The following is a 26,421-nucleotide window of genomic DNA, read 5'->3' on the forward strand; positions in this document are numbered from 1 at the left end:
GGCGCCGACTACCTCCCCGGCAGCGGGCGGGAATCGTGGAGCGGGTCACGCACCGACGCCGCGGCTCCCACGGTGTACCGCACCCTGCTCCTGCGCGTCGACGCCGCTGCAGCGCGGGACGTGGTGGAGCGGTTCGAACGGGAGATGCTCAGGATGCCGCAGCACGTGACGTCCATGCTGTCGTGGCAGTTGAGTCGCGTGACCGCTTCGACCGGTGCCGGCGAGTGGACCCACGTCTGGGAGCAGTCCTTCACCGACGTCGACGGCCTGCTCGGTCAGTACATGGCCCACCCCGTGCACTGGGGCTACGTCGACAAGTGGTTCGACCCGGAGAGTGTCGACTACATCGTCAAGGACCGTGTCTGCCACAGCTTTTGCGCTCTACCCAGTCAGAATCCACCCAACCCGAAGGAGAACGGCGTGCGCCGATCCGACCTGCATCCCGACGTCGAGACGATGCTCGCCGCCCTGGAGTCCGGGTTCCCCGACGTGACGGCGTACCCCGCCGCCGAACTGCGCGCGATCATCGCCTCGCGTCGTGCGCCGCTGGCCCGGACGCCCGACATGCGGATGGCGCGGGACGTGGTGATCGACGGACCGGGTGGCGACCTGGCGTTGCGGGTGTACGTCCCGCACGGCGATTCCGTGTCCCGTCCGGTGATCGTGTTCGCCCACGGCGGCGGTTTCGTGTTCTGCGACCTCGACAGCCACGACGAGTTCTGCCGGTCTATGGCAGAGGCCGTCGACGCCGTCGTAGTCGCGGTGGACTACCGGCTGGCGCCGGAGCATCCGGCACCGGCGGCGATGGAGGACGTGTACGCGGCGGTGTGCTGGACCGTGGCCAACGCCGCGACCTACGGCGGAGACCCGGCGCGGGTTGCGATCGCGGGTGACAGCGCGGGAGGCAACCTTTCGGCGACGGTCTCGGTGGCGGCGCGGGAACGGGGTGGCCCGGCGATCGCGGCGCAGATCCTGCTGTACCCGGTGATCGAGGACGACTTCGAGACCGAGTCGTACCAGCGGTACGGCGTCGGTTACTACAACACCACGAAGGCGATGCGCTGGTACTGGGAGCAGTACGCGCCACACGGCCGGGACAGTGAACTCGTCATCCCGACCCGCGCGACGACGCTCGCGGGACTGCCGCCTGCCGTGGTGGTCACCGCGGAACTGGACCCGCCGTGCTCTGAGGGCGAGGCGTACGCGCGGCGGCTCGCCGCGGATGGCGTTCCGGTGATCGAGCGCCGCTTCGACGGCCTGTTCCACGGATTCCTCACCTTCCCGCAGCTGTCGCTGACCGGGCCGGCCAGGCAGGAGCTGTGGCAGCTGATCCGCCGGGTTCTCGACCCCGGCTTCGGCGAGTCCGACGCCGGGCAGGTGCACGAGCACGCCACGATCGAGCCATGACGGCCCGCCCGCGGTGAGGGTGAGGCCGCGGGGAGCTGGGTGACGTGCGACGAGTCAGTTCCGCGTCTGGTTGTCAGCGGGCTGGAGGTGGGCTCGCTGGCCGTCGCGGTCGAGGATCGACAGGATCTCCGTCGGACCGCCGTACGCGGTGAACGCGTGCGGCGTCATCGTGGAGAACTGGGCTGCCTGGCCCGCCTCGACGCGGATCGTGCGGTCGCCGAGCTGGAGCCGCACGGTCCCGGACAGCACCGTGAACCACTCGTGGCCGGGATGGACGCCGAGCTGGTCGACGGATATCGGCGTCTTGTCGGTGATGCGCATCTTGGCGACGGTGACGCCAGGCAGGCTGCCTTCCCGGGACAGCAGCCACGTCGTGATGCCGTGATGGCGCTGAGGCTCCGGCCGGATAACGACGTCCTCGTCGGTGGGGGACTCGACGAGTTGGTCGAGGGTGGTGTCGAGGGCGCGCGCGATCGGCACGAGCTGATCGAGAGCGATCCGACGGTGGCCCGTCTCGATGCGGCTGAGGGTGGACGGGCTGAGGTGGCAGCGAGCGGCGAGCGCGTCGAGGGACCAGCCGCGGGCCAGGCGGAGGCTGCGGATGCGCTGGCGGATGACGTTCTCGAGGCCGGGTTCTTGCGTCATGAGCAAGAGTGTATGCGCGGTTGGCACACCCGCGCTAGCGTGGAGTCATGGCAGAGCACCACGAGCATTCGCATTCGCATTCGCATTCGCATTCGCATTCGCATGGGCACGGACATGGCCACGGACACGGGCATGGTCCGCAGGACGTGGAGACCCTGGAGCGCCTGGCCGATCTCCTCGACCGAGACGCGGAGGTACTGGGGTCGCGCCTCGACGACATCACGGCGTGGGCGGCGGAGTACGCGCCGGGCAGTGTCCGACGCGTACTCGACATCGGGGCCGGCACAGGCACCGGGACGCTCGCGCTGGCCCGCCGATTCGATGCCGCCGATCTCGTCGCGATCGACCGGTGGCCGACGATGGTCGAGCGGGTCCGCGCCGCGGGTGCGGCGCACGGCCTCGACGGGCGGCTGCGGGTCGTGGAAGCCGACCTCGACGCCGGATGGCCCGCCGATCTCGGCGGCAACGGAACGGGTGCCGTCGACGTCGCGTGGGCGTCGGCGTCGCTGCACGAGGTCGCCGACCCGGACCGGCTGCTCCGCGACGTGCGAGAGGCCCTGGCGCCGGGTGGCGTGCTGGTCGTCGTCGAGATGGACTCGCTGCCGCGGTTCCTCCCCGATTCCGTCGGGGACGGACTCGAGGCCCGATGCCACGCGACGCTCGCCGCGGACGGATGGAACTCGTTCCCAGACTGGCGTGAGCACCTCGATCGCGCCGGATTCGACGTCGCAGACCAGCGATCGTTCGAAGTCGTACGACCCGCGACCGAGTCGAACCGCCGCTATGCGCGGCTGAACGTCGAGAGGATGCGCAGCGCCCTCGCCGACCGGTTGGGTGAGGCGGATCGACGCCTTCTCGACGATCTGCTCACGGACGATCATCCGGACTCGGTGCTGCTCCGCGACGACCTGACCGTGCGAATCGGCCGGGTCGGGTGGGTGGCGCGGGCCTGACCCGCCACCCACCCGACGCTCCGGTCAGTCCTTGCGTCGCAGCACGAATGCGCCTGCAACGACTGCGGCGATGGTCACCAGGATCACACTGATCACGGCCGTCTCGGTCGACGTGCCGGATTCCTCGGCCGCACTCTTCGTGTCGGCGAGGGTGCGAACCTCCGGGTCCGCATGTGCGGTCGGGGCCGCGGACGTCGTCGCAGGCGAGGAGGTCGATCCGGCGGTGCCGAAGGTGACGGCCGTGCGGGTGTCCTGGCTGCGGTCGGCCGTGCCGTGTGCGGCGACCGTGTAGATCGAGCAGGTGTTGCGGATGCAGTCCGAGTCACCCTTCATCGCAGCCAGTTCCATCTCTGTGGACCAGGCGCCGTCGACGATCTTGTCGGGGGTGAGGTACGCGGTCGTCATCCATGCGGACGCGTCGGTGGCCGAGAATCTGTCGTCCTGGATCAGTCCGACGTAGATGCCCGCGCCGGCACCCGAGAATCCGGTGCCGCTGACGGTCACCGTCTCACCGGCCGGATCGACTCCGGCGGTCTTCGATGCCGACACCGCGGCGGTACCGGCCGGGGCTGCCGTGGTCGTGGTGGTGGGGGTCGCGGTCCCGACGAAGCTGATCGGAATAGTGGTGTCCTGGCTGCGGTCGGCCGAGCCGTGCGCGGCGAAGGTGTACACCGCGCAGGCGTTGCGGGTGCAGTCGCTGTCGCCGAAGGCACCCGCGACGTTCAGCGTCGTCGACCACGAGCCACCCGCCATGTCCGCGGCGCGGATGTACCTGGTGTCCTGGAAGGCGGAGGCGTTCGTCGTCGAGAACCGATCGGACTGTGCGACACCGACGTAGATGCCGGGGCCGGTGGTGGCGAAGCCGGTGCCGGACACGGTGATCGTGTCACCCGCCGCGTTCAGGCCCGACGTCTTCGATGCCGATACCGATGGGGTTCCGGCGGCTGCGGCCGGAGTCGTGCCGGGGGTTTCCCGGGCTCCTGCGGGGTCGAAGGTGACGGGGACGATGGTGTCCTGGCTGCGGTCCGGCGAGCCGTGTGCGGCGAGCGTGTAGACGGCGCAGCTGCGTGCGAGGCAGTCGGTTTCGCCGGTCCGGGCCTGAACAGGTAGGTCGACGGTCCACGCGCCGCCGTTGATCTCGGTGCTGCGCACGTACACGGTGGACGCGAAGGAGTCGGCGTTGGCCGGGTTGTAGCGTCCGGTCTCGGCGAGGCCGACGTAGATGCCCGCGCCCGCGGCGGAGAAGCCGGTGCCCGACACGCGCAGCGTCTCACCCGACGCGTTGATGCCTGACGGCTTGGAGACGGTGGTGACCGGACCGCCGGTGCCCGGTGCTGCGCCGGAACCCTGCTGTCCGACAGCGGCGTCGGATGCGAACGAGATCGGCACCCACACGTCCTGGCTGCGGTCGGTGAAGATCGACGGGAACGCCGCGAAAGTCGCGATGTAGCAGTCGTTCTGGAGGCAGTCGATGTTCTTGACGTTGCGGCTGACCTCGATGTCGGCGGTGAAGGAACCGTCGGCCTCGGTGGTGACCTTCGCTTCCTGGCCGTACGTGGTCGGGAAGCCGACAGCGGGCTTGGCGACGGTCTGCGCGAGGTACAGGGGCGTGTTCGCCTTGAACCCGGTTCCGGTCACCGTGACCGCGTCGCCGGTTCCGAGGTCGGTGGTCCGGGACAGGATGATGGCTCCGGTGCCTGCACCGAAATCGACGTCGACGGGACCGATCGAGATGCCGCCGTCGGCGGACCCCGACGGGGCCTGCTGAGCCTGTGCGACCTGCGACTGCGTGAGACCGAACGGTATCGCTGCCGACATCGCGACGACCGCTGCCGCGATCGCTGCCCGACTGAACACGCGCATTCCCCAACTCCCTGGTCCGGGCCGCTGTGGCGGCACCACACTCGAACGAGAGGTGAGGCTAACCTATTTGCTGGACGCCCGTTCAGGCGGAGCCGCCTACGTCAGGATGACGAGCTCGGTGGGCGAGGCGATCTCGACGGTCAGGCCCGCCTTCGACGCGACGCGAGCGACGCCCTTCACATCCGACGGCTCGGCCCGGGAGACGACGAGCGCACGCGCGAGCAGTCCCTTGTGGTGCTTGTTGAAATGGCTCACCACCGACCGGCTGCCGTCGGGCTTCTCGGTCAGCACCGTCGCGGTCACCGCTCCGGGCGCCGGGCCCAGTTGCTGATAGGTGCCCGATCGCAGGTCCACGATCAGCCCCTCGTCCTCCGCTTCGAGCGCGGGGGTGAGTTCCGGTTTCCACAGCGACTGCAGGGTGCCCATGCCGGGCAGCTTCGATCCGCCCGACAGGCGGTACGCCGGGATGAAGTCTCCGGACCGCACGACACCGAACAGTGCCGACCCGATCGCCAGCCGCGCGAACGCCTTCGACTTCTGCACGCGGGTGAGGGATTTCGCGTCGAGCGCGTCGAACAGGACGCCGGTGTACCGCTCGAGGGCCGGTGTCGTCGACGAGGTCCACAGCGCGGCGTTGCGGGCCACCTCGTCGGACTGTCCGGCGCTGAGTCCGAGCGCGACGCTCGACGCCTCGACGTCCGCGGCCAGCGCGACGAGGGCGTCGACCAGCATCTCGCGTGTCGCGGTCAGCTTCGGCAGGGACAGCTCCCCGAGATCGAGCGGCGCGCCCTTGCCGCCGTCGGACTTGGTCTCGGAGGGAGGCAGCAGTACCAGCACGGCCGGTAACGCTACCCCGGTGCTGCTCCCTCGGGTCGGCGCGGTGACGCCGGTCCGGTCATCCGGGCCGAGGGGGCGGCAGTGTCGTGCGGATCAGGAGATGGTGCAGCCGGAGATCGGCTTGTCGGCGAGTCGGTCGAGCAGGTACGTCACGACCTTGTCGCTCATGTACCCGTCGGCGATCTGCGGGCCGAAGTGGTTCGGAATGGTCGCGCCGGACGCGATCGGCGGCAGGTCGTTCGTGTCGAATCGGACCGTGGCGCCCTTCGCGCACCAGTCCTCGGCCAGTTGCCTCGCCTGACCGTAGGGAACGGTGTCGTCGTTGCGGCCGCTGGTGATCAGGACGGGGTTGGTCGGGGTGAGCCGGCCGATGCGCTGGGCGTCGAGGGTGCGCATGGCATCGGGCATCTCACGGAAGTGGTCGAGGAGCGGTCGGCCGTCGACGGTGAGGGTGCTCGACTTCAGGAAGGGGTGCTTGAGGATCACGTCACCGATGCACGCGTCCCGCATCTCGTCGAGAAACGCCAGTCCTCTCGGGTTGAGAACCTGCTCGGCCTGGGCTCGCAGTTCGGGCTGGCGGTCGAGGAATCCGTTGAGGGCGAATCCGACGACGCCGCCGATGAGGCTTCCGTCGACCTTGCCGAGGATCTCGATCAGGTTCGCGGTCGGGCCTCCTGCCCAGGTCCCCTTGAGGTTCACCTCAGGGGCGTAGGTCGGCTGCATCTCGGCGGCGGCAGCGGTGGCGCCGCCGCCCTGGGAGTAGCCCCAGAGAACGATCGGTGTCCCCGGCCCACCAGAGAGGGTGTTCGCGGCACGAGCTGCGTCGAGGACGGCGTGCCCGCCCTCCTTGTTGTTGACGTAGGTGTGGACGCCCGGCGTTCCGAGGCCGATGTGATCGGTGACGAACACCCGCGCACCCATGGCGCTCCACGCCGCGGCCGACAGGATCTCCTGGTTTGCCGAGAAGGAGGCCTTGGAGATGTCGACGTACATGCCGTTCTGGAAGGCCGCCGAGACCGCGCACTGATCGCCCTGCCCCGAGGTTCCGGGTGCGATGACGACCGTCGGGCGAGCGCCGGATCCGGTCCAGGGGCGGTTGGTGTCGACGAACGTGCCGCTGACGGCGACGGGCGTCCCGTCCTGGGTCGTCGAGGTGTACAGGACCTGTCGGCCGGCTGCGGGCCAGGTCCCGTCGCCGCCCGGCACGGTGGCGAGGATCGGCAGGGGCTCGTTCCTGATCACGGCACCCGGGGTCGAGTCGAACTGCGCGGGAGGCACGTAGAAGCCGCTCACGGGTGCCGCGACGGTAGGGCTCGCGCAGAGTGCCGCAGCGATTCCGAGCGCCAGGCCGGCGGTGAGGGCCGTCGTGCCTGCTCGATGCCGTGGGCGCCGCCTGTCGCGTGTCCAACCGTGTCCCAGCACGTGAGCTCCCCCTGTGGATTCGTGTGTGTTCGTGAGGTGACCGAGCGCGATCCCGAGGCGGGATGTGGCGCCGGACACTGGTAACTTACCCGACAGTAACCAGGAAGAGTGTCTAGTTGTGGCGTCGGTCACAGCTGGTTGTGCACCGGCGGTTCAGGTTGAGGTGGGACCGCCGACTATCCTGATATCCCGTGATCACCCGCCTGTCTCAGCTGTTCCTGCGCACCCTCCGTGACGACCCGGCCGACGCCGAGGTCCCCAGCCACAAGCTGCTCGTCCGCGCCGGGTACGTCCGCCGTATCGCTCCGGGCGTCTATTCCTGGCTACCGCTCGGCCTCAGGGTCATGCGTGAGGTCGAGCGAGTGGTCCGCGAGGAGATGGACGCCATTGGCGCCCAGGAGATCCTGTTGCCCGCGCTGCTGCCCCGCGATCCGTACGAGACCAGCAACCGGTGGACCGAGTACGGTGCCGGGCTGTTCCGGTTGAAGGACCGAAAGGGCAACGACTACCTGCTCGGGCCCACCCACGAGGAGCTGTTCGCGCTCACCGTCAAGGGTGAGTACAACTCCTACAAGGACTTCCCGGTCACCCTCTACCAGGTGCAGACCAAGTACCGCGACGAGGAGCGGCCCCGCGCGGGCATCCTGCGTGGCCGCGAGTTCGTGATGAAGGACTCGTACTCCTTCGACCTCACCGACGAAGGCCTGGCCGCTTCGTACCGGGCGCACCGCGACGCCTACGAGCGGATCCTGCAGCGCCTCGGCGTCAAGTACGTCATCGTCTCCGCGACCTCCGGTGCCATGGGCGGCAGCGCCTCCGAGGAGTTCCTGGCCGAATCCGAGGTCGGCGAGGACACCTACGTCCGCTGCCTCGAGTCCGGATACGCCGCGAACGTCGAAGCCGTCAAGACGCTGGCGCCCGCGCCGATCCCGTTCGACGGGCTGCCGGAGGCGAAGGTGTACGACACGCCGGACACCCCGACGATCGATTCGCTCGTCGACTGGGCCAACGGAGCCGGCCTGGGCAAGGCCGTGACCGCGGCCGACACCCTGAAGAACATCATGGTCAAGACGCGCGTTCCCGGTGGGGAGTGGGAGCTGCTCGCGATCGGCATCCCGGGCGACCGTGAGGTCGACGCGAAGCGCCTCGAGGCGTCGCTGGAGCCCGCCGAGTACGTGCTCATCACCGAGACCGACTTCAAGAACAACCCGTTCCTCGTCAAGGGCTACATCGGCCCGAAGGCGCTGCAGGAGAACGGTGTCCGCTACCTCGTCGACCCGCGCGTGGTCGACGGCACGAGCTGGATCACCGGCGCCGACGAGGAGGGCAAGCACGTCGTCGGTCTCGTCGCCGGCCGTGACTTCACCCCGGACGGCACCATCGAAGCCGCCGAGGTCCGCGACGGCGATCCGTCGCCCGACGGTGCCGGAGCGCTCGTCGCTGCCCGCGGCATCGAGGTCGGCCACGTCTTCCAGCTCGGCCGCAAGTACACCGACGCGTTCGAGGTGAACGTCCTCGGCGAGAACGGCAAGCCGGTGCGCCCGACGATGGGCTCCTACGGAATCGGCGTGTCGCGCCTCGTCGCGGTCATCGCGGAGCAGCAGCACGACGACAAGGGTCTGCGCTGGCCCGCGGAGGTGTCTCCGGCGAACGTGCACCTCGTCATCGCGAACAAGGACGACGCCGCACGCGAGGGCGGCGAGGCGCTGGCAGCGAAGCTGGACGCGGCGGGCCTGTCCGTGATCCTCGACGACCGCAAGGCGTCGCCGGGCGTGAAGTTCAAGGATTCCGAACTGCTCGGTGTGCCGTTGGTCGTCGTCGTGGGCCGCGGATACGCCGAAGGCAATGTCGAACTGCGCGACCGGTTCACCGGCGAGTCCCGCGAGGTGCCGGTGGACTCGGCTCTCGACGAGGTGCTGGCAGTCGTTCGGGCCTGACCCGAACCCGTTCGATCCGCCCGGCGTCCCGGCCTGTGAGCGCAGGCCGGGACGCCGGTGTCGGAAACGGTGACGGCCGTCCCACAGCGGCGTTGCCGCTGGTTCAACTCTGCGACGGCCGTGCCTGGTTCTTCTCGGCGGTCTCGCCTGCGATCCGCCTGTCGTAGGCGGCGCGGTCGGCTCCCACGTCGAGGAACACCCGGTCGAGTCCGAACCAGCGGCGCATCACCTTGGCCGCAGGACGCGGGAAGAGTTGCCACAGAGCGCTTCCCCCGGACAGCCGGCCCGGCACCACGGCGTGCCTGCTGCCGCGGCGCAACACCCGCACGACGGTGTCGGCGACCTTCTCGGGCGGAATCGGTCGCGTCAGCGGGCCGGGCTTCGTGCCTGCGATCAGTTCGGTGTTCGTGAACGACGGCAGCACGGTCGACACGCGCACTCCCCGGCCGGCGAGTTCCGCGTCGAGAGCCTCGCCGAATCCGACCACCGCGAACTTGGTGCCGGTGTAGACGGTCATGCCGGGTGCGGGCATGCGGCCCGCGATGGACGCGACGTTGACGATCCGTCCGCCCGATCCCGCGACCATGCGGCGAGCGGCGCCGCGTGCGCCGTTCATGACGCCGAGGACGTTGATGTCAACGGCACGCCGCACCACGGCGTCGTCCTGGTCGAGGACGGCACCGATCGGCATGATGCCCGCGTTGTTGACCCACACGTCCACCGGTCCGAGGATCGATTCGACCTCGTCGAGGAAGGACTCGACGGACGCCGGGTCGGTGACGTCGAGACGCACCCCGACGATGCCGAGTTCGTCTGCGGTCAGTGCGGTCTGCGTGACGTCGACGTCACCGATCGCGACCTTCGCGCCCGCGTTCTGCAGGGCGCGGGCGGTCGCCCGGCCGATTCCACGGGCACCGCCGGTCACGACCGCGACCTTGCCCGTCAGGTCGATTCCCTTCACGCGTGGGTCTCCTTCAACTCGTCGATGGTGTGGCGCAGGACCTTTCCGGACGATCCGCGCGGAAGCTCTGCCACGAACACGATGTCGCGTGGCATCCGGGACCGGGGCAGCTCGGCGGCGACGTGGGCGCGGATCGAGGCCTCGTCGAGGTCGGTGGCCTCGACGCGGACGACGTAGGCCCGCAGACGCTGCCCGAACTCGGCGTCCTCGACGGGGGTCACCGCCGCGTCGGCGATCGCCGGGTGCGAATGGAGGACGATCTCGAGTTCCTCGGGGAAGACGTTCTCGCCGCCCGAGACGACCATCGAGTCGGAGCGGCCCGCGACGAACAATCGGCCTGCCGAGTCGAGGTGACCACGGTCGCCGGTGTCGAGGAATCCGTCGGCGCCGCTGCGGCTGGTGCCGTCGGTGTACGCCTCGATCTGACCGGGGGTGCGGACGAGGATCCGGCCTTCGGTCCCGGAGGGAACCGAGTTGCCGTGCACGTCGGCGATGCGCACGGTGTTGCCGACCGGCGGACGCCCCGCGCAGTCGGGGGCGACGGCGAGGTCGTCCGGGGTGGCGATGCTGATGTACGCGGCCTCGGTGGAGCCGTACAGGTTGTGCAGCACCGGTCCGAGGACGTCCTGGACCTGCGCGACGAGGGCCGGGTCGAGGCGGGCGCCGCCGCTCGCCACGATCTGCAGTGCCGCCAGGTTCGCCGACGTCACCTCGTCGCCGAGGGCGAGAAGGCGGCGGATCATGGTGGGGACCGCGATGAACGTCGAGCATTCGAGGCGCGCGAGGTCGTCGAGTGCGCGTTGCGCGTCGAAACGGCGGTGCATGACGAGGGTCGAGCCGAGCATGAGCACGAGGACCGCGACGAGCAGGCCCCACCCGTGGAACACCGGCGCCGACAGCAGGACCCTCTCGTTGCCACGCAACGGGATTCGTTGCAGCAGGCCGGCGGTCAGCATGAGCGTCCTCGGCTCTCCGCGGGGTGCGCCCTTGGGGATGCCGCTGGTTCCGCTGGTGAGGATGACCAGCGCCGCGGCCTGTTTCGGCCGCGGCGGCACGGCGTCCGTGCTTCCGGTGATCAGGCGCTCGAGCGCGTCGGCGGGCTGATCGCCGTCGTACCAGGCGCACCACTTGGGGCCGTCGAAAGCGGCGGCGGCCTCGGCGAACTCCTCGTCGTACACGATCGCGTCGAGCTTCTCCCGCTCGGCGACGGCGGCGACCTGGCGGGGCCCGAAGTCGGAGCCGAGCAGCACGACGCGGGCGCCGGTCGCGGCGGCGCCGCACAGGGTGACCAGTGCGTCGGCGTGGTTGCGGCACAGGATCCCGACGCTGGGTCTGCCTGTCGCGCCGCGGAGTTCGGTGAGCAGCGCGTTCGCGAGGCGGTTCGTCCGTCGGACGAAGTCGGCGAAGGTCAGTTCGCCTCGGTCGTCGACGATCGCGACGCCGGAGTGAACGGCCGCGCAGTAGGCGGGCAGTCCGCCGAACGGGCCGAGTCGGCCGACGCAGCGGGCGCCTGCGGCCAGGTGTCGCGGGTTGTGACGGAACATGCCCGACCTGCGGAGGATCCCGGCGGCGGTGATTTCGTTCCGCGCCCTGGTCAGGGCGGTTTCGAGGTTCATCGTTGTCCTCACGATCGGTGGGGCAGCGCGAGGCGGACTCGCGTGCTGACGTTCATCGCGCCCAGCAGGAGGGAGCGGAAGCGGTCGGGGTAGCCGGTGGGCACCCGCTGGGTGGTGACGGTCTGCGGTTCGGTGTAGCGGACGATGCCGTCACGCCCGTGCCTGCGGCCGACGCCGCTGGTCCGCATGCCCCCCATGGGGGCGTCCAGTGCGGCGATCGCGGACAGGTAGCCGTCGTTGACGTTCACCGCACCCGCGACGATGCGCGAGGCGATCTCGCTGCCGCGCCCCAGGTCTCGTGTCCACACGCTGGCGCTGAGTCCGTACTCGCCCTCGTTGGCCAGGGTGAGCGACTCCTCGTCGGAGGAGACGCGGTACACCGACACCACCGGGCCGAACGTCTCGTCCGCGTACACCGCCATCTCGGGCGTGACGTCGGCGAGGACCGTCGGCTCGTGGAACAGGCGGCCCAGATCGGGGCGACGGCGTCCGCCGGTGAGGACGGTGGCACCCTTCGCGACGGCGTCCTCGACGTGCGCGACCGTCGCCTCCAACTGGCGCGGTGACGTCAGTGACCCCATGTCGACGTCGTAGTCGTATCCGGAGCCCAGGCGCATGCCGCGGGTCCGTTCGACGAATGCCGCGACGAACTGCGGGTACACCGCATCGTGCACGATGATGCGTTCGATGCCGATGCACATCTGACCCGCATTGGAGAAGCAGGCCTGCACGGCGCCGGTCGCGGCGGCGTCGATGTCCGCGTCGGCGCGGACGATCATCGCGTTCTTGCCGCCGAGTTCGAGCGAGGCGCCGATGAGGCGGTCCGCGCATCGCCGCGCGATGTCGCGGCCGGTGGCGGTGGACCCGGTGAAGCACAGGTAGTCGACGGCCTCGATCACGGCGGGGCCGATCAGGCGTCCCGGGCCCGCGACGACCTGCCACACGTCGGCGGGAATTCCCGCGTCCACGGCCAGTTTTCGAGCCAGCAGCAGGGTCCACGGCGCCTGGGAGTCGGCCTTGCTGAGCACGGCGTTGCCGGCGACGAGTGCGGGAATGACGTCGCCGACCGCGAGGAAGAGCGGGTAGTTCCACGGTGCGATGACGCCGACGAGGCCCTTGGGGCGGTAGCCGACGCGCGCGGCCACCACTCCGGGCAATGCGGTCGTCGCCCGGCGCACCCGTAGGTGCCGGGCACCGGATCGGCCGTAGTAGACGGCCACCGAGATGACGCCCTGAACCTCGATCGCGGCATGGACGCGAGCCTTGCCGGTTTCCCACTGCATCAGGTCGCACAGCAGGTCGTTGTTGTCGACGAGTGCGCGTGCGAACCGGCGCACGGCCGCTGCGCGAGCCGCAACAGGAGTCCGGGCCCAGCCTTCCTGCGCTACTCGGGCGGCTGCCGCGGTTGCGGCCACCGCGGCGGGATCGGACTGCGGGACACCGGGGAGCGGCATGCCGGTGAAGGGGGCGACGGCGCGGTGCACGTCGTCGGACTTCGGCAGCTGCGCGCGCAGAGCGTCGATCAGGCGGGGATCGACTGATCCCGGGTGGTCGGCGGCAGGGGGATCGGCAGCAGCGGGGCCGTCGGCTGGAGGGGTGATGAGGGAGGTCACGGGAGGGCTCCTCGGCGAGAGGTGAGGGCGGTCAGGCGGGTGCCGTCGGTGTGAGCGGACAGCGCGAACCCACACGCGGTGTGGTCGCGTGTGGTGGATATCCGTGTGGTGAAGTCGATTCCGGTGGTGCCGGGATCGGGGGAGGGAACTACCAGACGAGGCGGGCGAGGTAGCGATCGGCGTACTGCCGCACCGCGTCCTGGTCCGAGATGTCCAGCTGTCCCTGCGGATTGAGCATCAGGGAGACGGCGATCCGCACGAGCAGCTCCGACACCGCTGCCAGATCGGCATCGGACATCGTGGCGCCGCTGCGGCGCAGTGTACTCGCGACCTGCTTCGCCGCCTGGATGATGGGCGCGCCGTCCGTGCGGGTGGTGAGTCCGAGCACCAACTCGGGCTCGCTCTCCAGGATCCGCGCGACGAGCGGCATCTCCTGCGTGAGGCGGACGCCCCGGGTGAAGCACTCCACCACCGCGCCGCGCGGATCGCGATCCGCCGCCACCTGATCCAGTGCACCGAAGAAGGCGGCGGTGTCGTGGAGCACCAGCATCTCCACCAGCGCGTCCTTGTTCGGGAACCGTCGGTAGAGGGTGCTGCGGGAGATCCCGGCCCGCCGCGCGATGTCGTCCATGTTGGTGCGCCGAATCCCGTACCGCTCGAACTCCTCGCGGGCGGCGTCGAGCATCACCGTCTCGGGCGAGCTGGGCGCGGCGGCCGTCACGGGGCGTTCGGTGGGAGTGGACATCGAAGGCAGCATATCGACAGCCCGCCTGCACGTCGGGCACCACCTACAGTGCGCGGACGCGCACCGGAAGGCGGTCCTTCGGGACCGGCAGGGTGGAGTTGTCGAGCTTCCACACGTAGTCGTCGGGCACCGACCACTCGTAGTGCAGCAGCATGTTGTGCATGATCGTCTTGATTTCCATCTGCGCGAAGTAGAGGCCGATGCACTTGTGCACGCCACCACCGAACGGCATCCACGCGTAGCGGTGCACCTTGTCCTCGGCGCGTTCCTTGGTGAAGCGGTCGGGATCGAACCGCTCCGGGTCGTTCCACAGTTTCGGATTGTGGTGACTGACCAGGTTGATCGCGGAGACGTACGTGCCCTTGGGGATGTAGTGGCCGCAGATCTCGGTGTCCTCCTTCGCCTGGCGCGGGAGGCCGGGGACGGGGGAGTTCAGCCGAAGGGATTCCTTCATGATCCGGTCCAGGACGGTGAACTCGTCGAGGGTGTCGTACGAGATCTCCGGAGGCAGGGTGCGCGACTGCTCGCGCGCCTTCTCCTGCCACTCGGGATGCTTGGCCATGTAGTACGCCATCGTCGTGAGGGTGATCGTCGACGTGTCGTGCGCCGCCATGAGCACGAAGATCATGTGGTTGACGACGTCCTCGTCGGTGAACGTGTGCCCGTCCTCGGACTCGGCGTGACACAGCACCGAGAACAGGTCGGGGGTCTGTGTTGCCCGCTTCTCGGGCAGGTGCTCGTAGAAGAAGTCCTCGAGCACCTTGCGACCCTTGAGGCCTTTCGACCACCGAAGGCCGGGGATGGGCTTGCGGATGATCGACAGGCCGGCGTTGACGCAGTCGATGAACGCCTTGTTGATCCGGTCCGCTTCGGCGCGTGGAAGGTCGAGTCCGAGGAAGATCTCGAGCGCGAGGTCGAGGGTGATCTGCTTGAACTCGTCGAGGAGGCGGACGGGCTCGGCGGTGCCGTTGGATGCGACTCCGTCGCTGACCGGCAGGTGCGCGACCCGGTCCCGGAGCATGGGCTGCATGTCCTGCAGATAGCCCTTGAGGTGAGTGTTCGTGAACGCCTGCTGCATGATCCGGCGGTGGTACCGGTGCTCCTCGAAGTCCATCAGCATGATGCCGCGGCGGAAGAACGGCCCGATCAGAAATCCCCACGCGGGCTCGTTCGCGAACGCCTTGTTGCGGTTCATCGCGATGGCCTCGCTGCCGTCCGCTTCGAGCGGAATGACGAACTTGAGTCCGAACGAGTTGATGTAGGTGATGTCGCCGAACTCTGCGCGGCGCTTGGTGACCATGCCGATCGGGTCCTTGAAGAAGCGCAGCACCTCGACGACGCCGGGATCCCCCGTGCCGTAGATCGGCTTGAGGTCGCTACCCGTAGGAATGGCGGCCAACTGCTTGCGACGCATGGTGACTCCTGAAAGTCGGTGTGGCTGAAAGGTTGTGTGAAGCAGCGATGCTCAGGCAGGCCGATTGTGCAGCGGACGCGGATCGATGCCGACGCGGCGCCAGGCGTCCCGTGCCCACGGCATGTACAGCACGCCGAGGGGGAGGCGGTTGAACACCGGGTTGAGGGCGCGCATGCCGCGGGCGAAACGCTGGAAGCGCTTCTCCTTCTTGGTGTCCCATTCGAGTCCGCACACCGCGCGCATCTGCGGAGGCAGGGTACCGACGACGATGGTGCGGGTGAACGCGTTCAGTGGCACCGAGAGCACTCGCCACACCGGGGCGGGGATCTGGCGTGGGCCGGGAATGCCCTTGCGGATGTAGCCGGTGGCGTAGGTGATCGTCTTCGTCGGGACGAAGCGGTCGAGCATGCCGTCCCAGTACTCGAGGAACTCCTCGTACGTCTGCGGCTGATTGCGGTCACTCACCCCGTAGAGCTGGTACCAGAGCTTGCCCTCTTCGAAGATCTGCACCTTCTCGTCGTACGAGAGTCGCCGGATGAAGGTGTCGGTGATGGTGAGGACCTGGTCGACGAAGGTTGCGTGCGCCCAGTAGAAGAGCTCGGGGTTGAGGGCGTGGTAGCGCGAGCCGTCGGAGATGGTGCCCTTGATCGGCTTGTGGAAGTCGCGGACCGTCCGTCCCCAGTGGTGGGGGTCCTCGCTGTAGACCGTCTTCATGATCGGCGGGCCGCTCCGACGGGCCCGGCCGAGGGTGTCGGAGAAGATCACCGAGTGGTCCTCGACCGCCTTGCCGAGCTGTTCGATGCAGTTCTCGGTGCCCGCGAGCCGTTGGAAGCCGAGGACTCCGCGGATGTCTCCGTAGAACTTCCACACCAGCGAGTCCGGCCCGAGGCGCAGGTCCGGGTCGCGGTCGTCGACGGGCATCGGCACCGCCTCGCGGATGCCTTCGTCGAACGGCAGCGAGACGGACCCCTGGACTGCCTCGCCGGTGGATTCGTGGGTTGACGTCATGCGAACTCCTGCCGCGTAGGACGTTGAAACAAAATCGTTTCTCTGTGTCAAAGTATCTGTGACAGACCGTAGCAACGTGGCCGGCCTCACACAAGATGCGATGTGAAACGAGTGCCGGGTGTGAAAACAAAGACGGCCGACCTCGTCAGGCGGGTGCCTGGCGAGGTCGGCCGGAGGTCGGTCCGTGGTCTAGAGCGAGAAGCGACCCGCGAACGCTCGCAGCGGCAGGTCCGCGCTCGTGACGATCCCGGGCGGCGCGGCGACCACCGAACGGATGGAGTTGAGGACCGGCAGCCCGGTGACGGACATCCCGATCGACGCGAACGCCGCGGGCGACGAGAAGTCGGTGCCCGGCTTCGGGAGAACCATGTGTTTGGAGTAGACGCACGGATCGCCCTGAATCTTCGTGATGTAGCAGCCCTTCACGTCCCACTTCGGCTCGGTCTGCGGCGTCATCTGCCATTCGATGTGGGACTCGATGCGGGGAACACCGTCGACGAGGCCCTGGTACTTGATGTAGCTACCGCCGAGGGACCCCTTCGGCAGCTGATACCAGCCCAGGTCGACGTCCTTGGTGCAGGCGCCGAGTTCGGCGGTGAACCTCACCTCGTCGAGTTCGAGGTCGAAGCAGTCCGCCATCAGATACACCGAATCCGCGAACACGCTCGTGTACTTCTCGAGCGAGGCCGGGATCGTGGGATCGTCGACCGGCCGGCCGTAGCCGACGGCCCGCCAGGTCTCGACCGAGTGGTGGCACGAGACGTCGACCGATTCGATGACCGTGACGTTCTCGATGTCGGCGACGTCCGCAGTGTGCACGATGCCGAGGATCTGGTTCAGTCCCGGGTTCATGCCGGTGCCGTAGAAGGTCGAGCCGCCACGGCGGCACGCGTCCGCGAGAAGCTCGCTCACCGGTCGGCCCGACCGGTGCGGATGGTTGCGGTCGCGGTGGTGGCCGGTGATCCAGTCGGCCGTGGTGACGATGTCGATGCCCGCCTCGAGCACCGTGACATAGAGGTCTTCGTCCGGGAAGACGCCGTGGAAGGTCATCACGTCCGGCTGCGCGGCGAGAATGTCGTCCACCGAGCCGGTGGCGACGACGCCGTTCGGTGCCAGTCCCGCGAGTTCACCGGAGTCCCGGCCGACCTTCTCGGGTGTGTAACAGTGCACGCCGACCAGTTCCAGGTCGGGGTGCGCGGCAACACGTTTGATCATCTCGGTGCCGAGGTTGCCTGTCGCCACCTGGAACACGCGGATGGGTCGCTTCGGGTCGTTCGTCATGGCCTGGTCACTCCTACGCGTCGGCGTTCGTGGCGGTGATGGTGTCGTCCGGATAGAACCGGGTCGCCCAGGTGCGCAACGCGGTGAAGCCGGGGTACTCGCCGCGGGAGAAGGCACCGGGCGACGCATAGCGCTGGTGGGACCAGATGTGGATGTCGGCCTCGAACTGCTCGATGACGCCGCGGGCGAACCGATCGGCGCGTGCCGGGTCGGATGCGCCGCCGTCCTGCGGCGACTTCCCGATCCAGACGGTGAACCGGACGTCGCAGGTGTGGTCGTCGACCGGGGTGACCGCCGAGATGGTGCGGTTGTCGATCATCCCCCAGCTCCTGGTGACCGCCACTCCCAGTCCGGCGTTGATCGCGTTGACGCCGCTGTGGATGTCCGCGACGGCGGTGCCGCCGTCGACCGAGTCGTCGAAGGTGATGGTGAAGTCCACGTAGGAGACCGGCTCGTCGAAGTCGTGGCGGGTGAAGACCGGAACGATCGGCACCTTGTGCACGTAGGTGAAGTGGGCGACGTCCACGCCGTTCTCGAGGACGTACTGCGGGTGCAGTTCCAGGCGCTCCCGATGCAGGGTTCCCGACGGGTGAGCGGGGTGATAGTCGGCAGCGGTCCGGCCGTCGTCGAAGCCGGTGAACACGTCCGGGACGTCGAAGTACGGCTCGCGGCGCAGTGCGTCGTGCCAGATGTAGATCGACTCGTTGCGCTCGACCACGGGGTACGTGCGGATCCGGCGTCCGCGATTCGGGTGCTTCTCGTAGGGGATGCAGACGTTGTGGCCCTGCGTGTTCCACTGCCAGCCGTGGAAGGGGCACACGATGTTCTCGCCGTCGACGTGGCCGCCGTGCCCGAGGTGCGCGCCGAGATGCTCGCAGTAGGCGTCCATCACCGTCACCGAGCCCGAGGCGGTCCGCCACGCGATCATCTCGCGGTCGAAGTACGTCATGCGGCGCACGGTGCCGATGCCGACCTCCGCTGACCAGGCGACCTGGAACCATCCGGTCGGGTTCATCGGAAGGGTGGGTTTGGCCATGTACGAATCATAGATAGCTCTATGAAAATGCGACGCGGATCGGAACAACTAGCATCGGCGGCTATGACCACAGCGGATGCGGCGGGCAGAAGGGCCAACCGGCGTGGCTCGGCAACGCGGGAGAACATGCTCGCGGCCGCGCTGACGGCACTCGCGACCGGCGATCCGGCGGCCGTGTCGGCCAACCGCATCGCGAAGGAGGCCGGCGCGACCTGGGGTGCGGTCAAGTACCAGTTCGGCGATGTCGACGGATTCTGGGCGGCGGTACTCCGTCACACCGCCGAGCGGCGCGGCGACCTGCCGTTCGTCGGGGGTGTGCCCGTTTCGCTCCGTGAGCGCGTGGTCGGTTTCGTCGAGACGATGTACGCGGGTCTGCTCGCCCCGGATTCGCGCGCGATCGAGAACCTCCGCGCGGCGCTTCCTCGTGACCACGCGGAACTCGAACGGGCGTACCCCAAGACCGCTGCCGAGCTCGCCTCCTGGCGTGAGACCTGGGCTGCCCTGTGTCAGAAGGCTTTTGCCGACCTGGGCGTCGACCCGGTGCGCGTCGACGAGGTCGCGGCGTTCATGCCCGGTGCGATGCGCGGGATCGTCTCGGAGCATCAGCTCGGTACGTACTCCGACCTCGGTGTTGCCAGGCGGGGGTTGGCGAACGCGATCGTCGCATATCTCGACCGGTGATCACAGTTCGGTGGCGGCGGTGGCCCACGAATGTTACTGGCTGGTAATTTGGGCGGTAATCCGACGAAAGGCCGATCCGTGACCGTGCAGCTGTTCAACCCGAACACCTACGACCCGCAGGAATTCGACCCGGAGACCCGCAGGCTGCTGCGCGCCACCATCGACTGGTTCGAGGCCCGGGGCAAGCAGCAGGTCCTCGAGGACGACCTCGAAGCGGTGTGGCCCGCGGACTTCCTCGACTTCGTCCGCCAGGAGAAGTTGTTCGCCACCTTCCTCACTCCGGCGGAGTTCGCCGACGGCGACCCCAACCGCCGTTGGGACGCCGCTCGCAACGCCGCGCTGAGCGAGATTCTCGGCTTCTACGGCCTGGCCTACTGGTACGCGTGGCAGGTCACCGTTCTCGGTCTCGGCCCGATCTGGATGAGCGACAACGTCGACGCCAAGCGCCGTGCCGCCCGGCAACTCGTGGACGGCGAGGTGATGGCCTTCGGGCTGTCGGAGCGCGATCACGGTGCCGACGTCTACTCGACCGACATGCTGCTCACCGCCGCCTCGGACGACGACGGCGTCGCCTTCCGGGCCACCGGCGACAAGTACTACATCGGCAACGGCAACGTGGCGGGCATGGTGTCCGTCTTCGGTCGCCGCACCGACGTCGACGGACCCGAGGGCTACGTCTTCTTCGTCGTCGACAGCAGGCACCCGAACTACAACCTGCTCGGCAACGTGCTGCGCGCTCAGATGTACGTCAGCACCTTCCGGCTCGAGGACTACCCGGTGCGCGAGGAGGACATCCTGCACACCGGTGTCGCCGCGTTCGAGGCAGCACTCAACACCGTGAACGTCGGCAAGTTCAACCTGTGCACCGGTTCCACCGGCATCACCGAGCACGCGTTCTTCGAGTCGATCACCCACGCACACAACCGAATTCTGTACGGCAACCCCGTCACCGACTTCGCGCACGTCCGGGCGAATTTCGTCGACGCGTACTCGCGCACCCTCGCGATGAAGCTGTTCAGCGCGCGCGCCGTCGACTACTTCCGCAGCGCATCCCTCGACGACAGGCGCTACCTGCTGTTCAATCCGATGACCAAGTCCAAGGTGACGATGGAGGGCGAGAAGGTCGTCGCGCTGCTGCACGACGTCATCGCGGCGAAGGGCTACGAGAAGAACACCTACTTCCAGGAGGCGGCGCGCTACATCGGCACGCTGCCCAAGCTGGAGGGGACGGTGCACGTCAACGTCGGACTCGTGCTCAAGTTCCTGCCGAACTACCTGTTCGCCCCCGCCGAGCGTCCCGAGGTCGGAACCCGCACCGACGCCGCGGACGACGTCTTCTTCTGGAACCAGGGTCCGACGCGCGGCGCCGCGAAGGTCCAGTTCGCCGACTGGACGCAGGTCTACACCCGCTTCGCCGACGTCCCGAACGTCGCTCGGTTCTTCGAGCAGGCGCAGGGGCTGAAGGTGCTGCTGACCGCCGCGGCACCGGACGAGGCCCAGCGCGCCGACCTCGACTTCATGCTCGTGGTCGGGCACCTGTTCTCGCAGATCGTGTACGGCCAGCTGATCCTCGAGCAGGCCGAACTCACGGGCGTGGACCGCGACACCGTCGACCAGATCTTCGACTTCCAGGTGCGGGACTTCTCGGCGCAGGCGGTCGCGCTGCACGGCAAGGCTTCCTCGACGCCTGCGCAGCAGGAGTGGGCACTCGGCGCGATCCGCAAGTCCGAGGTCGACGCCGATCGGTTCGCCCGGATGTGGGAGCGGGTCGTCGCCCAGGACGGTGCCTACGAGATGCGGCCCTGACCAGGTGGGGTGGACCGTGCTCGCGCTGCCGGCGCGGCCACCCCACTCGTTCGATGTCCGACACTGATCCTCGTCGGGACGTGCGCAACAGGCACCCCGCGTTGCACAACGCAGATCTGCGAAATCGAGACGACCGAGTCACAGTGCCGGAGGCAGCCACGTCCGTGCTGCGGTCGCCAATGCGGCCACGCCGATCGGCAGTGTCGGTTCGATGACGGGCGCGTAGCGAGGGGAGTGGTTGGAGGGCACCTTCAGGAGCGCCGGATCGGTCATGTCTCCTGTGGTGAAGAGGGACGGATCCGCCCCGCCCAACAGCCAGTAGGACAGCGGTGCACCCGAACTGGTCGCGAGGATGCCGACATCCTCGCTCCCCGCTCCGGCTCCCGGATCGAGGATGCTGTCGGGGCCCAGCCAGGTTGCCATGGCGTCCAGGCTCTTGCTCAGCGCTTCGGGATCGTTGGTGACGACCGGAAAGCGCTCGATCTCGGTGATCGTCGGGTCCTCCGGCGCGCCGGCGGTTTCGGCCTCGCCGCGGACGATGCGCTCGACGGCGTCGAGAATGCGTCGGCGCACGCCGGTGTCGTAGCTGCGGATGTTCAACTGGATCTCGGCCACACCGGGAATGACGTTGGCGGCGTCGCCGGAATGGATGGATCCGACGGTGAGCACCGCGGTCGCGGTGCTCGGGATCTCGCGGGAGATCACGGTCTGCAGACGCAGGATTGTCCCGGCGGCCATCACGATGGGGTCGACCGATGCCTCCGGCATCGATCCGTGGGCTCCTCTGCCGACCAGTCGTACCCGCAGGGAATCCGACGCCGCGTACGACGGGCCGGGGTGTCCGGCGATCCTGCCCGCGGGCAGTGGTGACACGTGCTGGCCGAGCACGATGTCCGGCTTCGGGAATCTGTCGAACAAGTTGTCGTCCACCATCGCCTGTGCGCCCGCGCCCAGCTCCTCGGCGGGTTGGAACACGAGCATCGCGGTGCCGGTCCAGCTGGATCTGTCGTCGGCGAGAACCTTCGCCGCGCCCAGCAGGCAGGTGGTGTGCAGGTCGTGGCCGCATGCGTGCGCGACCGGCACGGTGGCACCGTTGCCGTCGGTGGCCGTCGCGGTACTGGCGTAGTCGAGGCCCGTGTCCTCCCGAATGGGTAGTGCGTCCATGTCCGCGCGTAGCAACGCGGTCGGGCCCGAGCCGTTCGTCAGGATGCCGACCACTCCGGTTCCACCCACTCCGGTGGTGACCTCGAACCCTGATGCCGTCAGCCGTTCGGCGACGATCCCGGCGGTGCGGTGTTCCTGAAATCCGAGTTCGGGGTGCTGGTGCAGGTCCTTGTACAGGGCGATCAGCGTCGGGTCGGCCGTGAGGTCGCTCGGTGCGGGCACTTTGTGGTCCTTTCGACGTGGTCAGCTGTCGGCGGCCCGGCGACCGGCTTCCCTGGACTGCGAACCGTGGGACGGCGCACGGACACACGTACAGTCTCGGTTCTCGACCCGCCTGAATCAACGTCGGCGTGCGTCGGAAACCTCCGGGCCGCGCCGGTGAGGATCGCAGGGTGACGGCGTGTCGCGACGAGAACGCGCAGCTCACGAATTTTCTGGACACCTTGATAAACACGTGTCCAGGCCTCTAGTGTCGAGACGATCGGACCGGCTGGTCGGCAGGTGCAAGGAGGCATTCGGTGGAGTTTGGCATCACGCTGTTCACGAGCGATCGTGGGATCACTCCCGCGGCGGCGGCGCGGGCGGTGGAGCGATTCGGGTTCGACTCGTTCTACGTTCCCGAGCACACGCACATCCCGGTTCGCCGCGATGCGGCTCACCCGCAGACCGGGGACGAGTCACTTCCCGACGACCGCTACATGCGCACCCTCGACCCGTGGGTGGCGCTCGGGACCTGCGCATCGGTGACCGAGCGGATTCGCCTCGGCACCGCGGTGGCGCTGCCCGTCGAGCATGACCCGATCACTCTCGCGAAGACGATCGCGACCCTCGACCACCTCTCGGGTGGTCGCGTGACCCTGGGTGTCGGGTACGGCTGGAACCTCGACGAACTCACCGATCACGGCGTCCCGATCGCCAAGCGTCGGACGATGCTCCGCGAGTACCTCGAAGGCATGCAGGCGCTGTGGTCGCAGCAGGAGGCGTCCTACGAGGGTGAGTTCCTCAGCTTCGGTCCCAGCTGGGCGTGGCCGAAAACCATTCAGCAGCCCCGTGTTCCGGTCATTGTCGGCGCTGCGGGCAACGAGAAGAACTTCAAGTGGATCGCCCGAGCTGCCGACGGCTGGATGACCACCCCGATCGAGCAGGACATCGACGACAACGTCCTGCTGCTCCGCAAGATCTGGGCGGATGCCGGCCGCGAGGGCTCGCCGCGGATCGTCGTCCTCGACCGCAAGCCGGTGCCCGAGACCCTCGCGCGCTGGGAGGATCTCGGCGTTGACGAGGTCGTCTACGGAATGCCCGACGCCGACGAACCGACCGTCGTCGCGTACCTCGACAAGCTCGCGGGCAAGCTCGACCGCAGTCCCGCCGCACACTGAGATCGGTGATCGCCGTGCCCGGGCCGTGACGTGTGACGGCCCGGGCACGGCTGTACGGCAGGAGAATCCAGTTGACGTTCTTCGTGACTCGCTACGACTTCCGCGCGCCGGGTTTCACGCCGGCAGCGCGGGGGCGGCTGTTCGCGCTGGCACTGGAGCAGGCGGCGTACGTCGACGCGCAGGGGCAGGCGGCGCTGACACTCTCCGAGCACCACGGCTCGCGGGACGGGTACCTGCCGAGTCCGCTGCTGGTGGCGTCGGCGTTCGCGGCCCGCACCACCCGCATCCCGATCTCCGTGGCAGCACTGGTCGTGAATTTGTACGACCCGCTCCGGCTCGCCGAGGACATTGCGGTCCTCGATCACGTCAGCGGCGGCCGGGTGACGTACACCGTTGGATTGGGTTACCGCCCCGAGGAATACGCGCTGTTCGGCCGCCCGTGGGCGACACGAGCGCGCGATCTGGAGGTTGCGGTCGAGCGCATCTTCGATGCGTGGGCGAGCGGAACCGTCACCCCGGCTCCGTTCACCGATCCCCACCCCGTGATGTTCTACGGCGGGGGAGTCGCGGCCGCGGCGAGGCGTGCCGCAAGGCTGGGGCTGCACTTCCAGCCGGAGGTCGCGAGTCGGGAGCTCAAGCGGCTCTACATCGACGAGTGCCGCGCCCTCGGTCGCGAGCCGGGGCTGGTGATGATGGCTCCGCCCGGCCCCGCGACGGTCTTCTGTTCGTCCGACCAGGATGCCTTCTGGGCGAAGTACGGCCGCCACCTGCTCGCTGACGCCCTCGCCTACCGGGAGTGGATCGGCGAGCGCGACTCGCACGTGAAGGACTCGTCGACCACGGTGGACGAGCTGCGCGCCGCGGGCGTCTACCAGGTGCACACCCCGGACGCGTTGATCGATGCCTGCCGTGCGGGGGAGATCAAGGTGGTCACGAGTCATCCGCTGTGCGGCGGCATGCCCGAGGAGCCGTCGTGGGAGAGCCTGCGCCTGATCGGTGACGTGGTGATGCCCGCGCTCGGCGGCTGACACACGTTCGGGAGGGGCAGGCCCGAGGTTGCGGGCCGACCCCTCCCGATCGGACTTGCTAGGCCTTGGCCGCTGCGATCCCGGCGCGACGGCCGTAGAAGCTGCCGTCACCGAGCGAGGTACCGGACGCGTAGCCGCCCGCACAGACACCCGCGGTGCAGCGACCGGCCGCGAAGAGCCCCGGGATCGGCTCGCCGGAGACGTGCAGGACCTCGGAGTTGATCGAGGTACGCAGCCCGCCGAGGGTGAAGCCCGCGGTGCAGTTGCGCAGATCCAGCGCGGCGATGGGGGAGCCGATCGGCTTGACCCACTCCGGCTTCTTCCCGAGCACCGGGTCCTCGCCGTTCGCCGCGTGCCGGTTGTACACCTCGACAGTGGACTGCAGCGTGCCGGTGGGCAGACCCATGTCGGACTCGAGTTCCTCGACGGTCTCGGCGACCCACTTCGGCTGGAAGCGGAAGAACGGCGTCGAACTGGTTGCCGCGCAGCCCTCCTCGTATGCCTCCTCGTCCAGGATGAGGAAGGCCTGGTTCTCGTTGCGCAGCAGGGTTTCCTGGCCGATGCGGCCGGGGTAGGTGTCCTCGTTGACGTACCGCTGGCCGCGACCGTTGACGAGAATGCCGCGCACCATCAGCTGAGGGTCGCCGAAGAACGCGACCTCGGTGGCGTCCATGTGGGCGAGGTCGGCGCCGAGCGCCTGCGCCATCTGGATGGACTTGCCGTCGTGCTCCTCGATCGAGGCGCCGGGCCGCCCGATCAGTCGCGGTGCGTACTGCTGCACCATCTCCTTGTTGTAGGCGAAGCTGCCCGTCGCCAGCACGACGCCGCGGCGGGCGCGGATCGCGAGTTCCTTGCCGTACTGCTTGGCGACGATGCCGACGACGCGACCGGAGTCGTCGACGATGAGCCGCTGGACGCGCATGTCGTACTCGGGGGTGACGCCGAGCGCCTCCGCGGTCTCGACGAGCGGCTTCATCAGCATGTAACCGCCGCCCTTCTCGCCGGTCCGCTTGCCGGTCATCTGGGGGACGTGGCCACGCGGTGCGGGGCTCGCGATCTCCTTGAACGGGGACGCGTTCTCGCCGCCGGAGTACATGAGGCCGTCGTCGAACGGGGTCTCCCAGCCCGGCTGGCCGTAGAAGCTCTCCTTGAACGGCACACCGTTGTCGACGAGCCAGTTGTAGTGGTCGACGCTGCCCTCGCAGTAGTCGGTGATCTTCTCCTCGTCGGCGCCCGGCCCGAGCGCCGCCATCATGAACGCCTTCATGTTCTCGGGGGTGTCGTCGAACCCGAGGGCCTTCTGCAGCGGGGTGCCGCCGCCGAGGTAGATGAACCCGCCTGCCAGGGCGGCCGCGCCGCCCCATCCGCTGGTGCGTTCCAGGACGAGGACCTCGGCGCCCGCGCGGGCGGCCTCGATCGCGGCGGAGACGCCGGCGATGCCGTAGCCGGCGATCACCACGTCGGCCTCGCGGTGCCAGGTCTCGACGCTCGCGGCGGGCAGGGGACGGATGGGTGTGGCCTCGGCCATGAGTGTTCTGATCCTTCTCGTCGGGTGCCGGTTCGTGTACCACGCCGTGCGTGATCCTCACCCCGACCGGGGCGAGGATCACGCACGGGCGTGGCAC

Annotated in this window: 21 protein-coding genes and 1 pseudogene; 8 read left to right on the plus strand and 14 right to left on the minus strand. The window is 68.6% G+C overall.

The window, feature by feature from the left end; all coding sequences use genetic code 11:
- Positions 1-72: 72 nt before the first annotated feature.
- Both FFS72_RS26940 and FFS72_RS26755 read left to right on the plus strand, forming a co-directional pair.
- A pseudogene (locus FFS72_RS26940) lies at positions 73-348 on the plus strand (Dabb family protein); the annotation flags it as partial.
- Positions 349-456: 108 nt separating this feature from the next.
- Positions 457-1,407 carry an alpha/beta hydrolase gene (locus tag FFS72_RS26755; RefSeq protein ID WP_171018580.1) on the plus strand — a complete coding sequence of 317 codons (951 nt, stop codon included), beginning with the start codon at positions 457-459 and terminating at the stop codon, positions 1,405-1,407.
- A gap of 54 nt (positions 1,408-1,461) precedes the next feature.
- Here FFS72_RS26755 and FFS72_RS05705 read toward each other — a convergent pair whose 3' ends face one another.
- Positions 1,462-2,052 (minus strand): helix-turn-helix domain-containing protein, encoded by a 591-nt coding sequence (locus FFS72_RS05705; RefSeq protein ID WP_137873043.1) that lies wholly within the window; start codon positions 2,050-2,052, stop codon positions 1,462-1,464.
- 47 nt (positions 2,053-2,099) lie between these two features.
- Here FFS72_RS05705 and FFS72_RS05710 point away from each other — a divergent pair, with 47 nt between their 5' ends.
- Positions 2,100-3,005 carry a class I SAM-dependent methyltransferase gene (locus FFS72_RS05710; RefSeq protein WP_137873044.1) on the plus strand — a complete coding sequence of 302 codons (906 nt, stop codon included), beginning with the start codon at positions 2,100-2,102 and terminating at the stop codon, positions 3,003-3,005.
- A gap of 24 nt (positions 3,006-3,029) precedes the next feature.
- Here the strand turns inward: FFS72_RS05710 and FFS72_RS05715 are convergent, their stop codons facing one another.
- The 3 genes from FFS72_RS05715 to FFS72_RS05725 form a co-directional block, all read right to left on the minus strand.
- Entirely contained in the window at positions 3,030-4,868 is a 1,839-nt protein-coding gene (locus FFS72_RS05715) for a neocarzinostatin apoprotein domain-containing protein (protein ID WP_137873045.1), read from the minus strand.
- Positions 4,869-4,964: 96 nt separating this feature from the next.
- Positions 4,965-5,705, minus strand: a complete 741-nt coding sequence (gene yaaA, locus FFS72_RS05720) for a peroxide stress protein YaaA (protein ID WP_137873046.1) — start codon at positions 5,703-5,705, stop codon at positions 4,965-4,967.
- A 93-nt stretch (positions 5,706-5,798) separates the two neighbouring features.
- Positions 5,799-7,127 carry a lipase family protein gene (locus tag FFS72_RS05725; protein ID WP_137873047.1) on the minus strand — a complete coding sequence of 443 codons (1,329 nt, stop codon included), beginning with the start codon at positions 7,125-7,127 and terminating at the stop codon, positions 5,799-5,801.
- Positions 7,128-7,318: 191 nt separating this feature from the next.
- Between FFS72_RS05725 and FFS72_RS05730 the strand changes: the two genes are divergently transcribed.
- Positions 7,319-9,064 carry a proline--tRNA ligase gene (locus FFS72_RS05730; RefSeq protein ID WP_137873048.1) on the plus strand — a complete coding sequence of 582 codons (1,746 nt, stop codon included), beginning with the start codon at positions 7,319-7,321 and terminating at the stop codon, positions 9,062-9,064.
- 103 nt (positions 9,065-9,167) lie between these two features.
- Here FFS72_RS05730 and FFS72_RS05735 read toward each other — a convergent pair whose 3' ends face one another.
- From FFS72_RS05735 to FFS72_RS05770, 8 genes are all read right to left on the minus strand, one after another.
- Positions 9,168-10,025, minus strand: coding sequence for an SDR family oxidoreductase (locus FFS72_RS05735; protein WP_137873049.1), 858 nt, complete (start codon positions 10,023-10,025; stop codon positions 9,168-9,170).
- Positions 10,022-11,641 (minus strand): AMP-binding protein, encoded by a 1,620-nt coding sequence (locus tag FFS72_RS05740; RefSeq protein WP_137873050.1) that lies wholly within the window; start codon positions 11,639-11,641, stop codon positions 10,022-10,024. The genes FFS72_RS05735 and FFS72_RS05740 overlap by 4 nt, the downstream gene beginning before the upstream one ends.
- An 8-nt stretch (positions 11,642-11,649) precedes the next feature.
- Positions 11,650-13,254 carry a succinic semialdehyde dehydrogenase gene (locus FFS72_RS05745; RefSeq protein ID WP_137873051.1) on the minus strand — a complete coding sequence of 535 codons (1,605 nt, stop codon included), beginning with the start codon at positions 13,252-13,254 and terminating at the stop codon, positions 11,650-11,652.
- A 148-nt stretch (positions 13,255-13,402) separates the two neighbouring features.
- Positions 13,403-13,999 (minus strand): TetR/AcrR family transcriptional regulator, encoded by a 597-nt coding sequence (locus FFS72_RS05750; protein WP_249353144.1) that lies wholly within the window; start codon positions 13,997-13,999, stop codon positions 13,403-13,405.
- 43 nt (positions 14,000-14,042) lie between these two features.
- A complete protein-coding gene (locus FFS72_RS05755) occupies positions 14,043-15,413 on the minus strand; it encodes a cytochrome P450 (protein ID WP_137873053.1) in 1,371 nt (456 codons plus the stop codon).
- A gap of 51 nt (positions 15,414-15,464) precedes the next feature.
- Positions 15,465-16,421 carry an oxygenase MpaB family protein gene (locus FFS72_RS05760; protein ID WP_137873054.1) on the minus strand — a complete coding sequence of 319 codons (957 nt, stop codon included), beginning with the start codon at positions 16,419-16,421 and terminating at the stop codon, positions 15,465-15,467.
- Between the two features lie 189 nt (positions 16,422-16,610).
- Complete coding sequence (locus FFS72_RS05765) at positions 16,611-17,702, minus strand: NAD(P)H-dependent amine dehydrogenase family protein (protein WP_137873055.1); 1,092 nt, start codon at positions 17,700-17,702, stop codon at positions 16,611-16,613.
- 13 nt (positions 17,703-17,715) lie between these two features.
- A complete protein-coding gene (locus tag FFS72_RS05770; RefSeq protein ID WP_137873056.1) occupies positions 17,716-18,738 on the minus strand; it encodes an aromatic ring-hydroxylating dioxygenase subunit alpha in 1,023 nt (340 codons plus the stop codon).
- A gap of 63 nt (positions 18,739-18,801) precedes the next feature.
- Here FFS72_RS05770 and FFS72_RS05775 point away from each other — a divergent pair, with 63 nt between their 5' ends.
- Positions 18,802-19,419 (plus strand): TetR/AcrR family transcriptional regulator, encoded by a 618-nt coding sequence (locus FFS72_RS05775; RefSeq protein WP_137873057.1) that lies wholly within the window; start codon positions 18,802-18,804, stop codon positions 19,417-19,419.
- Between the two features lie 30 nt (positions 19,420-19,449).
- Positions 19,450-21,225: an acyl-CoA dehydrogenase family protein gene (locus FFS72_RS05780; protein WP_137873058.1), complete on the plus strand. Its 1,776-nt coding sequence runs from the start codon at positions 19,450-19,452 to the stop codon at positions 21,223-21,225.
- 138 nt (positions 21,226-21,363) lie between these two features.
- On the opposite strand, the gene FFS72_RS05785 is transcribed toward FFS72_RS05780, so the two are convergent.
- Entirely contained in the window at positions 21,364-22,611 is a 1,248-nt protein-coding gene (locus FFS72_RS05785; protein ID WP_137873059.1) for an amidohydrolase, read from the minus strand.
- A gap of 296 nt (positions 22,612-22,907) precedes the next feature.
- Between FFS72_RS05785 and FFS72_RS05790 the strand changes: the two genes are divergently transcribed.
- Complete coding sequence (locus FFS72_RS05790; RefSeq protein ID WP_137873060.1) at positions 22,908-23,768, plus strand: LLM class F420-dependent oxidoreductase; 861 nt, start codon at positions 22,908-22,910, stop codon at positions 23,766-23,768.
- A 71-nt stretch (positions 23,769-23,839) separates the two neighbouring features.
- Complete coding sequence (locus FFS72_RS05795; protein ID WP_137873061.1) at positions 23,840-24,796, plus strand: LLM class flavin-dependent oxidoreductase; 957 nt, start codon at positions 23,840-23,842, stop codon at positions 24,794-24,796.
- A 58-nt stretch (positions 24,797-24,854) separates the two neighbouring features.
- Here FFS72_RS05795 and FFS72_RS05800 read toward each other — a convergent pair whose 3' ends face one another.
- Positions 24,855-26,324 carry an FAD-dependent oxidoreductase gene (locus FFS72_RS05800; protein ID WP_137873062.1) on the minus strand — a complete coding sequence of 490 codons (1,470 nt, stop codon included), beginning with the start codon at positions 26,322-26,324 and terminating at the stop codon, positions 24,855-24,857.
- Between the last annotated feature and the right edge of the window lie 97 nt (positions 26,325-26,421).

The organism is Rhodococcus sp. Q (assembly GCF_005503035.1).
Taxonomy (GTDB): Bacteria; Actinomycetota; Actinomycetes; order Mycobacteriales; family Mycobacteriaceae; genus Rhodococcus_G.

Coding starts and splice junctions, on each gene's coding strand:
- FFS72_RS05770 (WP_137873056.1), bottom strand. CDS start 18,738: ATGGCCAAACCCACCCTTCCGATGAACCCGACCGGATGGTTCCAGGTC.
- FFS72_RS05760 (WP_137873054.1), bottom strand. CDS start 16,421: ATGACGTCAACCCACGAATCCACCGGCGAGGCAGTCCAGGGGTCCGTC.
- FFS72_RS05765 (WP_137873055.1), bottom strand. CDS start 17,702: ATGACGAACGACCCGAAGCGACCCATCCGCGTGTTCCAGGTGGCGACA.
- FFS72_RS05775 (WP_137873057.1), top strand. CDS start 18,802: ATGACCACAGCGGATGCGGCGGGCAGAAGGGCCAACCGGCGTGGCTCG.
- FFS72_RS05750 (WP_249353144.1), bottom strand. CDS start 13,999: ATGTCCACTCCCACCGAACGCCCCGTGACGGCCGCCGCGCCCAGCTCG.
- FFS72_RS26755 (WP_171018580.1), top strand. CDS start 457: ATGCTCGCCGCCCTGGAGTCCGGGTTCCCCGACGTGACGGCGTACCCC.
- FFS72_RS05710 (WP_137873044.1), top strand. CDS start 2,100: ATGGCAGAGCACCACGAGCATTCGCATTCGCATTCGCATTCGCATTCG.
- FFS72_RS05715 (WP_137873045.1), bottom strand. CDS start 4,868: ATGCGCGTGTTCAGTCGGGCAGCGATCGCGGCAGCGGTCGTCGCGATG.
- FFS72_RS05780 (WP_137873058.1), top strand. CDS start 19,450: ATGTTACTGGCTGGTAATTTGGGCGGTAATCCGACGAAAGGCCGATCC.
- FFS72_RS05755 (WP_137873053.1), bottom strand. CDS start 15,413: ATGCGTCGCAAGCAGTTGGCCGCCATTCCTACGGGTAGCGACCTCAAG.
- FFS72_RS05705 (WP_137873043.1), bottom strand. CDS start 2,052: ATGACGCAAGAACCCGGCCTCGAGAACGTCATCCGCCAGCGCATCCGC.
- FFS72_RS05740 (WP_137873050.1), bottom strand. CDS start 11,641: ATGAACCTCGAAACCGCCCTGACCAGGGCGCGGAACGAAATCACCGCC.
- FFS72_RS05800 (WP_137873062.1), bottom strand. CDS start 26,324: ATGGCCGAGGCCACACCCATCCGTCCCCTGCCCGCCGCGAGCGTCGAG.